Annotated in this window: 12 protein-coding genes; 5 read left to right on the top strand and 7 right to left on the bottom strand. The window is 69.3% G+C overall.

Annotated elements, in window-relative coordinates; all coding sequences use genetic code 11:
• The first annotated feature begins 20 nt into the window (after nucleotides 1-20).
• The 5 genes from B9C99_RS08400 (at nucleotide 21) to B9C99_RS08380 (ending at nucleotide 6440) form a co-directional block, all read left to right on the top strand.
• Nucleotides 21-1073: a lipocalin-like domain-containing protein gene (locus tag B9C99_RS08400; protein ID WP_016692388.1), complete on the top strand. Its 1053-nt coding sequence runs from the start codon at nucleotides 21-23 to the stop codon at nucleotides 1071-1073.
• Nucleotides 1070-2413, top strand: coding sequence for a homogentisate 1,2-dioxygenase (hmgA, locus tag B9C99_RS08395; protein ID WP_016692389.1), 1344 nt, complete (start codon nucleotides 1070-1072; stop codon nucleotides 2411-2413). Before B9C99_RS08400 ends, hmgA begins: the two co-directional genes overlap by 4 nt.
• Nucleotides 2413-3888: an aldehyde dehydrogenase family protein gene (locus tag B9C99_RS08390; RefSeq protein WP_016692390.1), complete on the top strand. Its 1476-nt coding sequence runs from the start codon at nucleotides 2413-2415 to the stop codon at nucleotides 3886-3888. Before hmgA ends, B9C99_RS08390 begins: the two co-directional genes overlap by 1 nt.
• A 91-nt stretch (nucleotides 3889-3979) precedes the next feature.
• Nucleotides 3980-5158 (top strand): CaiB/BaiF CoA-transferase family protein, encoded by a 1179-nt coding sequence (locus B9C99_RS08385; RefSeq protein ID WP_232622131.1) that lies wholly within the window; start codon nucleotides 3980-3982, stop codon nucleotides 5156-5158.
• A gap of 151 nt (nucleotides 5159-5309) precedes the next feature.
• Nucleotides 5310-6440: a nitronate monooxygenase gene (locus B9C99_RS08380; RefSeq protein ID WP_016692392.1), complete on the top strand. Its 1131-nt coding sequence runs from the start codon at nucleotides 5310-5312 to the stop codon at nucleotides 6438-6440.
• Between the two features lie 16 nt (nucleotides 6441-6456).
• Here B9C99_RS08380 and B9C99_RS08375 read toward each other — a convergent pair whose 3' ends face one another.
• From B9C99_RS08375 to B9C99_RS08345, 7 genes are read right to left on the bottom strand one after another with little or no spacing between them, the layout of a single operon-like run.
• Nucleotides 6457-6978 (bottom strand): DUF3253 domain-containing protein, encoded by a 522-nt coding sequence (locus tag B9C99_RS08375; RefSeq protein ID WP_088897545.1) that lies wholly within the window; start codon nucleotides 6976-6978, stop codon nucleotides 6457-6459.
• A 16-nt stretch (nucleotides 6979-6994) separates the two neighbouring features.
• A complete protein-coding gene (locus tag B9C99_RS08370) occupies nucleotides 6995-8206 on the bottom strand; it encodes an MCE family protein (RefSeq protein ID WP_088897544.1) in 1212 nt (403 codons plus the stop codon).
• Nucleotides 8203-9297, bottom strand: coding sequence for an MCE family protein (locus tag B9C99_RS08365; protein WP_088897543.1), 1095 nt, complete (start codon nucleotides 9295-9297; stop codon nucleotides 8203-8205). Before B9C99_RS08365 ends, B9C99_RS08370 begins: the two co-directional genes overlap by 4 nt.
• Nucleotides 9294-10511, bottom strand: coding sequence for an MCE family protein (locus B9C99_RS08360; RefSeq protein WP_088897542.1), 1218 nt, complete (start codon nucleotides 10509-10511; stop codon nucleotides 9294-9296). The genes B9C99_RS08365 and B9C99_RS08360 overlap by 4 nt, the downstream gene beginning before the upstream one ends.
• Nucleotides 10508-11527 (bottom strand): MCE family protein, encoded by a 1020-nt coding sequence (locus B9C99_RS08355; protein WP_253250009.1) that lies wholly within the window; start codon nucleotides 11525-11527, stop codon nucleotides 10508-10510. Before B9C99_RS08355 ends, B9C99_RS08360 begins: the two co-directional genes overlap by 4 nt.
• Nucleotides 11524-12540 (bottom strand): MCE family protein, encoded by a 1017-nt coding sequence (locus B9C99_RS08350; protein ID WP_088897540.1) that lies wholly within the window; start codon nucleotides 12538-12540, stop codon nucleotides 11524-11526. The genes B9C99_RS08355 and B9C99_RS08350 overlap by 4 nt, the downstream gene beginning before the upstream one ends.
• The gene (locus B9C99_RS08345; protein WP_253250008.1) at nucleotides 12537-13694 is read right to left on the bottom strand and encodes an MCE family protein; all 1158 of its coding nucleotides are present in this window, start codon (nucleotides 13692-13694) and stop codon (nucleotides 12537-12539) included. The genes B9C99_RS08350 and B9C99_RS08345 overlap by 4 nt, the downstream gene beginning before the upstream one ends.
• Between the last annotated feature and the right edge of the window lie 2 nt (nucleotides 13695-13696).

Here is a 13696-nt window from a genome sequence, read left to right as displayed (position 1 = left end):
CCTCGTACGGAGAGAACCCAATGACCCTGCAGATCATCGAAGCCTGGAACGGCCCCGGACGACGCGACGGCGAGATCACCGCCGTGGAGGCCGCCGACAACGGCGCCCACCCGTCCACCGACAAGCACGCCTTCGAACACTGGTACTTCGACGCCCATCTCGACGACGGACGGATCGTCGTGGCGATGATCCAGACCCGGGAGCTGGTGCACCGCAAGCCCGGTGTGGAGATCCACGTCTACAGCGCGGACGGCAAGCGACGCGAGGCGAGCCGGTCGTACACCGACGCCGACCTCTCGGTGTCCACCGAACGGTGTGACGTGCGTGTCGGTCAGAGCTTCGCGAAGCTCGTCGGCGAGGAGGACGGGCTGCCCGTCTACCATGTGTCGGTGTCCGAAGGAGACCTCGCCTTCGACCTGACCTTCACCGCCGAGGTCCCGCCGTGGATGCCCGGTCGTGGCCAGACCAGTTACAACGAACGCGAATTCTTCGCGTGGGTCGTCGGCGCACCCCGAGCGCGGGTCGCAGGGACGGTGACGGTGGACGGGAAGACCACCGAGGTCACCGGTCGCGGCTACCACGACCACAACTGGGGCGTCGGCGACATGAAGCGCCTCATCGACAAGTGGTACTGGGGCCGGCTGTACACCGAGGACTTCACCCTCGTCTACGCGATGGTGCACACCCAGAAGAAGTACGGCTCGCACTGGTCGCAGCCGGTGATGGTCGCGCAGGGACGCGACGTGATCCTCAGCAACGGCGAGGTGGAACTGACGGAAGGGCCGATCGTGCACAACGCGGTCGCCGACCGCACCTACCCGGCGTGGATCCGCCTCCGCATCCCGGGTTCGCTCGACGTCAAGCTCACCGTCCGCGAGATCGTGCACGCCCACAACCTGCTCGAGGACGTCCCGCTCGCGTCGAGCAGGCTGCTCAAGCCGCTCGTCAACCGGCTCGTCGGTCATCCCGGCTACTTCCGATTCCGGTCGGACTTCACGATGACGGTGACCGTCGACGGAACCGATTACGAGCGTTCGGGTTCGACGCTGCACGAGATGGTCGCGTTGACATGAGCGAGCGCGCGGACGTCGGTGCGGAGCCCGGCTGCGCGGGCATCGAGTATCTGCACGGCTTCGGCAACGAGCACCACAGCGAGGCCGTCCCGGGTGTGCTTCCGTGGGGACAGAATTCGCCCCAGCGGGTCGCGTACGGGCTCTACGCCGAACAACACTCGGCCACCGCGTTCACCGAGCCCCGCGAGATCAACCGCCGCACATGGACGTACCGGATCATGCCGTCCGCCGCGCACGGCCCCTTCGAGCGCATCGACGACGCCGGCTGGGTGTCGGCACCCGACGCCGGGGGAGTGCTCACCCCGAACCGGTTGCGATGGGATCCGCAGCCGGAACCGGCGCCGGGCACGGACTTCCTCGACGGCGTGACGACCTACGCCGTCAACGGGGACGTGCGGTCCCGCACCGGCATCGCCATCCACCTGTACGCGGCGTCGCAGTCGATGACCGACCGGTACTTCGTCGACGCCGACGGGGAGCTGCTGTTCGTGCCCCAGGGCGGTGCGCTGCTGCTGTGCACCGAACTCGGACGTCTGCTCGTCGAACCCGGTGAGATCGCCGTGATCGGGAGGGGCCTGCGGTTCCGCGTGGACCTGGTGGGGGAGAAGGCGACCGGCTACCTGCTCGAGAACTACGGTGCCGCCCTGACCCTGCCGGAACTCGGCCCCATCGGCGCGAACGGTCTCGCCCACGCCCGCGACTTCCTGTACCCGACGGCCTGGTACGAGGACCGTTCGGGCACGGTGCAACTCGTGCAGAAGTTCGGTGGGCACCTGTGGGCCACCGAACTCGACCACTCGCCCCTCGACGTCGTCGCCTGGCACGGCACGCACGGTGCCTACAAATACGATCTCGGTCGCTTCAACGCGATGACCACGGCCGGCTGGGACCATCCCGATCCGTCGATCTTCACCGTGCTCACCTCTCCCACCCCGATTCCGGGGCAGGCCAACGTCGACTTCTGTGTCTTCCCCGACCGCTGGGTGGTCGGAGAGCACACCTTCCGGCCGCCGCACTTCCATCGCAACGTCATGACCGAGTTCATGGGACTCGTTCGTGGACAGCACGACTCGAAGGCGGAAGGATTCGTTCCCGGTGGCGCCTCGCTCCACAACCAATGGGGCGCCCACGGACCCGACGTCGAGACCTTCGACCTCGCGACGTCGGCCGAACTGAAGCCGGTCAAGCTCGTGAACACCCTGTCGTTCATGTTCGAGACGAGACTGGCCCTGTCCGTCACCGACGCGGCCCACCGCGCAGCGCATCGTCAGCCGAACTACGACTCCTCGTGGTCCGGCCTCACCCGACGCTTCACCCCACCTTCTCCCCAGGAGTTGTGATGACCGAACTGTCCACCCCCGCACCCGTCGTCGTACCCGACCCGCAGTTGCGGATCGGCGGCCGGGCCGTGCCCGCCCGTTCGGGTGCCCACTTCTCGTCGATCAACCCGGCGACGGAAGAGGTCGTCGCCGAGGTCGCGGCCGGTGGCGCCGCCGACGTCGACGCGGCCGTCCTCGCCGCGCGCGACACCTTCGACTCCGGTGCGTGGTCGCGGATGGCCGGTGCCGAACGCGGCCGGATCCTCTCCCGCGCCGCCGACCTCATCGAGGAGCACGCCCCCGAACTGTCGGCGCTCGAGACCGCGGAGATGGGCAAGCTCTACGCCGACACCGTCGCGGGGGACATCCCCGCCGCTGCGGCGTCGTTCCGGCACTACGCCGGCTGGGCCGACAAGATCGCCGGTGAGGCGATGATCCTGCCCGACGTGGGTCCGCAGCACCGCTTCGGATTCACCCTGCGCCAGCCGCTCGGCGTGGTCGGTGCGATCACCCCGTGGAACAACCCGACGGTCGTCGCGGCCTGGAAGATCGCCCCGGCCCTGGCCGCCGGATGCTCGGTGGTCGTCAAACCCGCCGAGGACGCCTCGCTGTCGACCCTGAAGCTCGCCGACCTGCTCGCCGAGGCGGGGGTGCCGGACGGCGCGTTCAACGTCGTGCCCGGTCTCGGCTCCGAAGCCGGTGCGGCGCTGGCCGCCCACGAGGGCATCGACAAGATCACCTTCACCGGCAGCCCTGCCGTCGGCAAGACCATCACCTCGCTCGCCGGCGAGAAGTTCCGCAAGGTGACCCTCGAACTCGGCGGCAAGGCCCCGCAGTTGATCTTCCCCGATGCCGACCTCGAGGCGTCGCTGCCGTGGATCGCGATGGGCAACTTCTACCACCAGGGTCAGGTGTGCGCGGCGGGCACGCGTGTGATCGTGCACGAGTCGATCGCCGATCAGGTCGTCGAGGGACTCGTCGAGTTCGCGCGCGGCGCGGTGATCGGTGATCCCTTCGACGCATCGACGACGCAGGGCACCATCGTCAACCGCAAGCAGCTCGACCGCATCCTCGGCTACATCGAGAAGGGCCGCAGCGAAGGTGCTCAGCTGCTGACCGGCGGGTCGCGGGTGGGGGAGCGTGGTTTCTTCGTCGAGCCGACCGTCTTCCGCGGCACCAACGACCTCACCATCGCGCGCGAGGAGATCTTCGGCCCCGTCGCCACGGTCATCACCTTCAGGACCACCGAGGAGGCCGTGCAGCTGGCGAACGCCACGAAGTACGGTCTCAACGCGTTCATCTTCAGTCAGAACCTGTCGACCGTGCACAGCGTGATCCCGCAGTTGCGCGTGGGCACGGTGTGGGTCAACGGCTGGGGTGTGCCCGATCCGGCACTACCCTGGGGTGGACGTGACGCGAGCGGCATCGGGCGTGAACTGGGCCGCAGCGGGCTCGAAGCGTTCACCGAGGAGAAGACGGTTCACCTCGGTTACTGACCAGAGGACGGAAGAGGCAGTGACACAAGCCGAGTCGACACAAGACGGGTCGCAGGCAGCCGCGTCGCAGGCAGCGGGAGCGCTGGCGGACATCAGGGTGCTCGAACTGGGAACCCTGATCGCCGGCCCGTATGCAGGACGTCTGCTCGGCGACATGGGTGCCGACGTCATCAAGATCGAGGATCCGAAGCGTCCCGACCCGCTCCGCACCTGGGGACAGGGCGAGCGGGACGGGCACCGCTACTTCTGGACGGTGCACGCGCGCAACAAGCGTTGCGTCACCCTCGATCTGCGGGCACCCGACGGACAGGAACTGTTCCGGCGTCTCGTCGCCGAGTCCGACGTGGTGGTCGAGAACTTCCGTCCCGGCACGCTCGAGAAGTGGGGACTCGGTTACGACGTGCTCTCCGAGATCAACCCGGGCATCGTGCTGGCCCGGGTCTCCGGCTACGGGCAGACCGGTCCCAAGGCCGGGCAGGCCGGCTACGCGTCCGTGGCCGAGGCGGAGAGCGGCCTGCGGCACCTGAACGGCTATCCCGGCCAGGCACCGCCGCGACTCGCGCTCTCCCTCGGCGACTCCCTCGCCGGGATGTTCGCCGTGCAGGGCATCCTCGCCGCGCTTCTCGGCCGCGAACGGACCGGGCGCGGGCAGGTCGTCGACGTGGCGCTCACCGAGGCGTGCCTGGCCATCCAGGAATCGGTGATCCCCGACTACGACGTCGCGGGCGTCGTCCGCGGCCCCTCCGGCACCCGGCTCGAGGGCATCGCCCCGTCGAACCTGTACCGGACGTCCGACGACATGTGGATCGTCATCGCCGCCAACCAGGACACGGTCTTCCGTCGCCTGTGCGCGGCGATGGAACGCCCCGAGCTCGCCGACGACCCGCGCTTCGCCGACCACCTCGCGCGTGGCGTGAACCAGGACGAGCTCGACGCCCTCATCGGTGAGTGGGCGGCGACGTGGACGCTCGACGACCTGCTGGCGCACCTGTCGTCGTCGGGTGTGGTGTCCGGTCCGGTGAACACGGTCGCGGAGGTCGTCGCCGATCCGCAGTTCCAGGCGCGCGACATGATCGTCCCGCATCACGACGAGCGCACCGGCGCAGACGTGCTCGGCCCCGGTGTGGTGCCGACGCTCACCGGGACGCCGGGTTCGGTGCGTCGTGCCGGCCCGCCCGTCGCGGGATACGACAATGCGGCGGTCTACGGCGAGATCCTCGGACTGAGCGACATCGAGCAGAAGGAACTCCGCGAGCGGGGAGTCATCTGAGGTACGCAACGCGAGGTGAAGGCTCGCAACGTCGGCAGTGACTGCCGATGTTGCGAGCCTTCGTCCGTTGTTGCGTGCCTTCCGCACAGACCCATCTGGCACTAAGGTAGAACGTGTTCCAGTCTTGCGCCTTTCTATCGAGGAGTGCCGAATGCACACGCCCATCTGCGACGAACTCGGCATCGAGTTCCCGATCTTCGCGTTCACCCACTGCCGCGACGTCGTCGTCGCCGTCGCCAAGGCCGGCGGCTTCGGCGTCCTCGGCGCCGTCGGGTTCACGCCGGAAGAGCTCGAAATCGAGCTGAACTGGATCGACGAGCACATCGGCGACCGCCCGTACGGCGTCGACATCGTCATCCCCAACAAGTACGAAGGCATGGACGCGAACCTCTCCGCCGAGGAACTCACGAAGATGCTGCAGTCGATGGTGCCGCAGGAGACCCTCGAATTCGGCCGCAAGATCCTCACCGACCACGGCGTCCCGCTGCCCGAAGGCGACGATAACGCGTTGCAGCTTCTCGGCTGGACCGAGGCCACCGCGACCCCGCAGGTGGAGGTGGCGCTGCAGCATCCGAAGGTCACGCTCATCGCCAACGCGCTCGGCACCCCGCCGGCCGACATGATCGAGCACATCCACCAGGCCGGTCGCAAGGTCGCGGCACTGTGCGGCTCGCCGAAGCAGGCCCGCAAGCACGCCGACGCCGGAGTCGACATCATCATCGCCCAGGGCGGCGAAGGCGGCGGGCACTGCGGTGAGGTCGGCTCGATCGTGCTGTGGCCGCAGGTCGTCAAGGAGGTCGCACCGGTCCCGGTGCTGGCGGCCGGCGGTATCGGCAGCGGCCAGCAGATCGCCGCGGCGCTCGCGCTCGGTGCCCAAGGTGCGTGGACCGGTTCGCAGTGGCTCATGGTCGAGGAGGCCGAGAACACCCCGGTGCAGCAGGAGGCCTACATCAAGGCGAGCAGCCGCGACACCGTCCGCAGCCGGTCGTTCACCGGCAAGCCCTGCCGCATGCTCCGCAACGACTGGACCGAAGCGTGGGAGCAGGAGGGCAATCCGAAGCCCCTCGGAATGCCGTTGCAGTACATGGTGTCCGGTATGGCCGTCGCCGCCACCCACAAGTACCCCGACGAGTCGGTCGACGTCGCGTTCAACCCCGTCGGTCAGGTCGTCGGGCAGTTCACGAAGGTCGACAAGACCTCCGCCGTCATCGAACGCTGGGTGCAGGAGTACCTCGAGGCGACCGGCACGCTGGAGAAGCTGAACGAGGCCGCGAGCGTCTGATCCGTTCGGATTCGTCTCACGGGGAGGGACGAGGATGCTCGAGGTTCGGTCCGGGGGCGATCCGGATCGGACCTCGAGCCGTCTCCACGTCCACCGGCTCACCCTTCTGCGTGATCACCACGTGCTCGCTGCGTTCGAGTTCGGCGGCCACCGAGCGGGCGGTGTCCATCAGGTCGCGCCACGACTGTCCGCCCGCGACCCGCGCGGCGTCGCTCGGGCAGATGGTCGACGGAGTCCGTTCCCGGAGCAGCGCACAGATCGTGGCCGCGAGCCGTTCGCGGGCCGCGTCGTCGTCGAGCGGCTCCCACCACGGATGCCCGCGCTCACCGAGCGCGACCTTGGCGTCCTGGACACGATGTCGCGCGGCGTCGCCCTCGCTCTTCACGAGACGGCGGGCGCGCATCAGCTCCGCCACCAGCTGCTTCCGCAGCGGTTCGGGAATCGCGGGATCGGTGGCACGCCAGCGCCGCCCCTTCACCACCACATATCTGCCGTCGGGCGTGCGTTCCGCCTCGCCGGATGACCCGTCGGTGTCCATCGGCCCCGCCCGTCGCTCAGTTCGGCGGCGACAGAAGCCCTTCCAGGCTTGTCGCCGAATAACCACCGTCGCGGCACAACTGTACCGTGGGGGCGCGGCGCCCCGGGTACTCGATGCACGGCATGTTCCGTGCTCCGCGCACCGCGATGGGGGAGTCCGCCGGCAGCTTGCAGTACAGATCGGGTGGGGTGTCGGGCACGTCGAACTCGGTGGGTGAGCGCCGCTGTTCCGGCGACAGGAAGCCGGTGATGCACGGTGGCGGGTCGTTGAAGGTCGCGGTGAAGTAGGTGTTCTGCGACGGGTTGTCGACATTGGGCAGACCCGCCGACTGGGTCGACGCCATGATCGACGGGAACAGCACCAGCATCTGTTCGAGCGACGACCGGTACACCGCGGCGACCTGCTCGACGGTGACGAGATTGGCGAGCAGCAGGGGGAGGGTCGGTTCTGCCTCCTCGAACAGTGCCTGCACCTGCGCGGCGGCAGGGGCCGTCACGCCGAGGAGCGTGCGCACGTCGCTGTCGGAGTCGCGCAGCTGCGCGGTGGTGCCCGCCAGGGAGGACGCCCAGCGGGCGATCGCATCCGACGACGCGACCTGCGTGTCGAGCAACGGGCCGACCTGATCGATCAGTGCCGCGGTGCTGTCCGCGCTCGCGGCGGCCTCGGCGCTCACCGCCGCGCCCGCCTCGACGAGGATCCGCAGGGCGTCGCCGGAATCTGCCACCGCCGTGTGGGTCTCGTCGAGCAGCAGGGCGAGGCGGTCGGGACCCACGGATTGCAGCGTGGCGTCGAGCTGGTCGAGTGCACCGCCGATCGGTTCGGGCACGGAGATGCGGTCGCGGGGAACGATCGACCCCGCGGTCAGATACGGGCCGTCCTCGCCGTCGGGCAGGAACTCGACGTACTGCTCGCCGATCGCCGACATGCTGCGGACCTGTGCTGCCGAATCGGCGGGCACCGGGACATCCGAGTCGAGTGACAGGACCGCCTCGGCGCCGCTGGTGGTCATGGTCAGCGACGTCACCCGGCCGATCTCGATGCCGCGGTAGGTGACGTTCGCCGAGGGATACAGACCCCCGGCGTCGGCGAGGTCGAGACGCACCTCGTAGCGTCCCACCCCGAACAGGGCGGGCACCTCGACGATGAACAGCGCGACGATCAGCACCGCCGCGATCCCGACCGAGAAGAACACCGCCAGTTTGCGGCGCAGCACCGCGGGCGGGCTCATCGGGTCGGCTCCGACACGGGCGGGACGAGCAGCGACACCAGATCCGGTACGGGTCGCCCGCCACCGGTGAGTGCGTTCTCGAAGGGCGTGCCGAGCAGCAGTGCGTTCTCGAGGGTCGGCAGGGTGAGGTCGAGGATGACCGTGCCGTTCGCGTAGTCGCCGCGCACCGCGTTGCGGTAGGTGTCGATGGGGAACGGGAAGGTGAGCAGGTAGCGCAGCGACTCGGTGAGCGAGTCGCCTGCCGACGCGAGCGACGCCAGCACCGGTTCGAGATCACGCAGGTTCGCGACGACGTCGTCTCCGCTCGACTCGACGACCTCGTTCGCTACGCGCCCGAACTGCCCGAGCGCGTCGGCCGCGCGGGTCAGGTCGTCGCGCTGGGACGACAACACCTCCGTGGCGGGCGCGAGATCGTCCGTCGCCGCCGCGATCTCGGCGTTGTGCTCGGCGACCTCGACGGCGAGTGCGTCGAGCGATTCCATCGCGCTCACGATCTGCTCCTTCTGACCGTCCAGTCCGGCGAGCACCGCGTCGAGGCGGGTGAGCAGGGCCCGCACCGACTCCTGCCGCCCGTCCATCGCCCGGTTGAGTTCGCGGGTTATCTCCTGGGCCTGGGCGAGGCCGCCGCCGCTGAGCACCAGCGACAGCGACGACAGTGTCTGCTCGGTGGTGGGGAACGCCCCGGCCCGCTCGAGGGGGATGACGTCGCCGTCCCCGAGACGACCGCGGGCGGGCTCGGCGAGCGGGGGAGCGAGTTCGACGTGGGCGGACCCGAGCAGGCTCGTCTGCCCGATCTTCGCGACCGTGTTCCCGGGGAGCACCGTGCCGCCGTCGACCATCACCGTCATGAGTGCGTGCCCGTCACCGAGTCGCAGGTCGGCGACCCGCCCGACGGTGACGTCGCCGACGCGGACCCGCGAATTGCGTTCGAGGGTTGTGACGTCGGGCATCTCGATGGTCACGGCGAACGCGTCGTCGCCGCGACCGTGCGTGCCGGGAAGGGGCAGGCTGTTCAGGCCGCGCCACTCGCATCCGGCGGTGAGGGCCAGGCAGGCGAGGACACCGACCACGCGCAGGACTCGTGTTCTCACGGCGCCCCCGGGGAGAGCAGGTCGGCCAGCGAGGTCGGCGAGGGCGCACCGGGCGCCGGCATCAACTCGGGCTCGGTGTAGACGAGCTGGTCGGGCAGCGCGCCCACGCCGCGCGTCGGATTGATGCGCACGGGCGGGTAGTCCATCGCGAGCAGCGGCAGGATCGGGCCGAGATACTGCACGCACAACTCGGACGCGGTGTGCGCGTCGACCTGCTCGGCCGCGGCGAGCGCGGAGCACACGAACTGGGCGGGATTGGCGAAGTTGGTCAGCGACAACGCCGAGACCACCGTGTTGTGCGCGGGCTGGTAGATGCCCTGCAGGTTCGACAACGCCGTCGGTGCGACGTGCAGTACCTGCGCGATCCCGTCACGCTGTGCCGCCAGGGTCTCGGTCAGTGCGGCCGTGCGATCGACGGTCGTGTCGACGCGCTCGCGGTTGTCGCGGACGAACCGCTCGACGTCGACGAGGACGGCGTCGAGTCCCGCCAGGGCGGCGCCCATGTCGTCGCGGTTGGCGTCGAGGATCTCGGTGACGGACGCGAGCCGGTCGTGGAACGAGACGATCTGATCGCCACTCATCGACAGCGCCTCGACGAACACCTGCAGGTTGCCGAGGGTGCCGAACAGGTCGTGCCGGCCGTCGGAGATCGTGCGCATCGCCATCGCGAGTTGCTGCAGGCTGTCGCGCAGGGCGGGACCGTGTCCCTCGGCGTTGGCGGCCGCGACGTCGAGGACCTCACCGAGCGCGCCCTGCGGGTCGGTGTCGTCGGGCCCGAGTTCGGTCGTGAGCCGCGTCAGTTGTTCGGTGATCTCGTCCCATTCGACCGGGACCGCGGTGCGTTCGACGGGAATCGTTGCTCCCACCGGGAGTTCGGGTCCTCCCGTGTGCGGTGGGGTGAGCTGGACGAAGCGGGCCGAGACCAGGGTGGGGGCGACGATCGCGGCCTGCGCGTCGGCGGGGATGCGGCGGTCGGAGTCGACGTCGAAGCGTACGAGCACGCGATCGCCGCGCGGCTCGATCTTCGTCACGCGTCCCACCTCGACACCCATGATGCGCACGTCGTCGCCGACGTACAGGCCACGGCTGGAGGTGAATTCGGCCGCGTACTCGTCGGCCGGCCGCCACGGCGCGACGGTGAACGACACCACCGCGACGACGGCGAGGAGCAGGATCGGGACACCCCACGAGATCAGGGGACGCAGTCGCGTCACGGTGTACCTCCCGGCGGCGTGATGCCCGCGTTCTCGAGCGCGGCGGTCAGGGCCGGCTCGATGATCTGCATGGGCAACAGGTTCTGGATGTACGAGTTGAAGAACGGGCCGGACGCCACGGCCTCGCCGAGTTCGGTCGCGTACGGGCCCAGCCGCTCGATGGCCAGAGCGATGTTGTCGCGGTTGCGTTCGAGGATCCTGAGGACGGCGTTCAGCTTGCCGAGGGTGGGTTCGAGTTGTGCCTCGTTGTCGGCGACGAGATTCGAGATCTGGATCGACAGCGCATCGACGTTCGCGAACAGGGTGTCGAGAGCGGCTCGGCGGCGGTGCAGTTCGCCGAGGATGCGGTCGGCATCGACGATCAGGGCGTCGATCGCGTCGCTGCGCTCGGCAAGGACCTCGGTGACCTGTTCGGCGTGCGCGAGCAGCGCCCGCAGGGATTCGTCCCGCGACGCGACGGTCTCGGACAGTCGCCGCACACCGTCGAGCGCCGCTCCGACGTCGTCGGGCGTCTCGCGCAGGGTGTCGGACAGCACTTCCATCGACTCGCGCAGTTGCTCGGTGTCGATCGCCGCGGCGGTGTCGGTGAGATCGCCGAGGGCGTCGGTCAACTGATAGGGCGCGACGGTGCGGTCGAGGTCGATGGTGGCGCCGTCCTCGAGTCGTCCCGGACCGGCGGGACGCACACGCAGGTTCCGTGCCCCGAGCGCGGTGGCGGTGGCGATCTCGACGGTGGTGTCGGTGCCCAGGACCACCGCCTCGTCGACGGTGAACGTGACGGCCACGGCGTCGTGGTCGATGTCGATGTCGGTCACCCGCCCGGCGTCCTTGCCCGCGACCTGCACGGTGTCGCCGGTGTTCAGACCGCCGGCGTCGACGAATCTCGCCCGGTAGGTCGTGCCACCGTCGAGGAACGGCAGGGAGCGGATGTTCAGGGCGCCGAGCACGAGCACGACGAGCACGATCGTGCCGACGACGCCGACACGCACGGGATTCATCTCGCGGAACCGGGTCATGCCGGAGCGCACCTGCCCGTCGTCTGCCCGAACAGCGGTGAGGTGACCTTGTTCCCGGACAGGTCGTTGATCTCGATGAGCATGCCGCACAGGTAGTAGTTGAAGAATCCGCCGTAGGCGCCGAGTCGCGTGAGGGCCTTGTAGGCGTCGGGGAGCTCGGTCGTCAGTTGTTCGACGGTGTCGCTGCGCGAGTCGACCTGCGCGGCGACGTTGCCGGTTTCGCGGATCGTGCCGGCGAGCGAGGTGCGGGACTGCGCGAGCAGATCGGTGAGCGACCCGCCGATCGCATCGAGGTGGGTGACGGCGTCGCCGACGAGCGTGGCATCCTGCGCGAGTCGCGCGGCCACCTCGTGGGCACGCACCAGGGCGGTGTCGAAGGTGTCGCGGTGCGCGGCGAGAGTCGCGAGCACCGAGTCGAGGTTCGTGATCACCTGTCCGACGAGCACGTCGCGGTCGGCGATGTGGGAGGTCAGCGAGGCCGCCTGGGCGAGGACGGATTCGACGGTGCCGCCCTGACCCTGCAGCACGGTGATGAGATCGGCCGACAAGCGGTTGACCTGTTCGGGTTCGAGCGCGCGGAACAGCGGTGTGAAGCTGCCGATGAGCACGTCGAGATCGAGTGCCGGCCGGGTCCGGTCGGTGCCGATCGTCTCGCCCGCCGCCATGGGCGTGGGATCACCGGCGCCGTCGGACAATTCGAGATAGCGGTCGCCGACGAGGTTGAGATAGCGCACGGTGGCGATGCTCGCGCGGGTCGGGGTGTACGACGAGTCGACCTCGAAGGTCACGTCGATGCGGTTGTTCTCGCCGAACTCCACGGCGGTGACCCTGCCGACCTCGACCCCGGAGACGCGGACGAACTGGCCCTCCTCGAGACCGGAGACGTCGTCGAAGACCGCGTGGTAGCGCGTGTGGTCACCGAACCGGACCTGGCCGAAGACGACGAACAGTCCGGCGAGGATCAGAACCATGACGAGGGCGTAGATGCCCGCGGCGATCGCGGTGCGTGTCATCCGGCCCCTCCGGTGAGCAGTTCGAACAGCGAGTCGGGGACGAAGACCGGCGAGGTGTTGCCGGCCTCGAACGGATTGGCGCCGGTGTTCGCCACGACGTACGGGGCGGGGGTCTCGTCGGCCGTCACGATCGGCAGGGGACCGCAGCGTGGCCCGCCGGTGGCCTCGACCACCGGAAGGTTGCGCGGATATTCGTACGGGTCGGTGCCGAGCAGGAAGGTCGACTTCAGCATCATCGACGAGCCGTTGCCGCCCGACGCCGGTTCGGCGAGCTGCCGGGCACGGTCGGCGCCCTGCAGGAAACAGGGGAGGACCGGCGAGTACTCCTCGAGGAGAGAGGCCGTCGGCCGCAGCAGGTCGAGCACGTCGACGATCTGCTCGCTGTTCGGCTCGACCACGCGGCGACCGGCGTCGCCCACGCCGATCGTGGCGAGCAGGACGCGGTCGAGGTCGTCGGCGCGGTCGACGAGGGTCGTGCCGGTGACGGCGAGATTGTCGAACGACGCCACGATCCCGTCGGTGGCTCCGGCGTAGATGTCGGCGGTCGTCTCGGCGGCGGCGAGATCGCGTCGCAGTGTCTCGGTGCGCGGTTCGATCCGGGTGAGGACGGCGTCGGTGTCGACGAGCGCGCGGCCGAGCGACTCACCCTGTCCGCGCAACGCCGACGACAGCGCACCGAGCGTGCGGTTCAGCTTCGCCGGATCGACCGCCTGCAGGACGTCGGACAGCGACTCGAAGACGGTGTTCGTCTCCACGGTCACGCTCGACGCGCGCAGCACCGTGCCCTCGGCCAGGCCGACCGGGCCGGGCGACGGCGGGTCGGTGAGGGTGACGTACTTGGCCCCGAAGACCGTCGTCGCACGGATGTCCGCGCCGGGGTCCGCGGGCAGCCGGGCGGCGGCGTCCGGATCCAGGCGCAGTTCGATCACCGCGCCGGACGCCGTCTGCTGCACCGCGGTGACGCTGCCGACGTGCACACCGTGCGCCTTGACCATGGCGCCGTCCTCGAGCATCAGACCGGAACGGCCGCTCTCGACGGTCACCGTCACGCCGGGCGTGAACGAGCCGCGGAAGCCGTGGTAGACGAACACGAGAACGAGCGCGGACACGACGACGAAGCACGTCGCAGCGACCTTCGGCAACCAGGTGGGCACGA

The sequence above is a fragment of the Rhodococcus sp. BUPNP1 genome, from assembly GCF_002215235.1.
In the GTDB taxonomy this organism is placed as follows: domain Bacteria; phylum Actinomycetota; class Actinomycetes; order Mycobacteriales; family Mycobacteriaceae; genus Rhodococcus.
Note: the sequence above shows the minus strand (reverse complement) of the source record. Positions and strands in the feature narration are given on the sequence as shown.

Excerpts from the sequence above, each read along its gene's own strand:
- B9C99_RS08400 (WP_016692388.1), top strand. The coding sequence starts at position 21 with ATGACCCTGCAGATCATCGAAGCCTGGAACGGCCCCGGACGACGCGAC.
- hmgA (WP_016692389.1), top strand. The coding sequence starts at position 1,070 with ATGAGCGAGCGCGCGGACGTCGGTGCGGAGCCCGGCTGCGCGGGCATC.
- B9C99_RS08390 (WP_016692390.1), top strand. The coding sequence starts at position 2,413 with ATGACCGAACTGTCCACCCCCGCACCCGTCGTCGTACCCGACCCGCAG.
- B9C99_RS08380 (WP_016692392.1), top strand. The coding sequence starts at position 5,310 with ATGCACACGCCCATCTGCGACGAACTCGGCATCGAGTTCCCGATCTTC.
- B9C99_RS08375 (WP_088897545.1), bottom strand. The coding sequence starts at position 6,978 with ATGGACACCGACGGGTCATCCGGCGAGGCGGAACGCACGCCCGACGGC.
- B9C99_RS08370 (WP_088897544.1), bottom strand. The coding sequence starts at position 8,206 with ATGAGCCCGCCCGCGGTGCTGCGCCGCAAACTGGCGGTGTTCTTCTCG.
- B9C99_RS08355 (WP_253250009.1), bottom strand. The coding sequence starts at position 11,527 with ATGACCCGGTTCCGCGAGATGAATCCCGTGCGTGTCGGCGTCGTCGGC.
- B9C99_RS08350 (WP_088897540.1), bottom strand. The coding sequence starts at position 12,540 with ATGACACGCACCGCGATCGCCGCGGGCATCTACGCCCTCGTCATGGTT.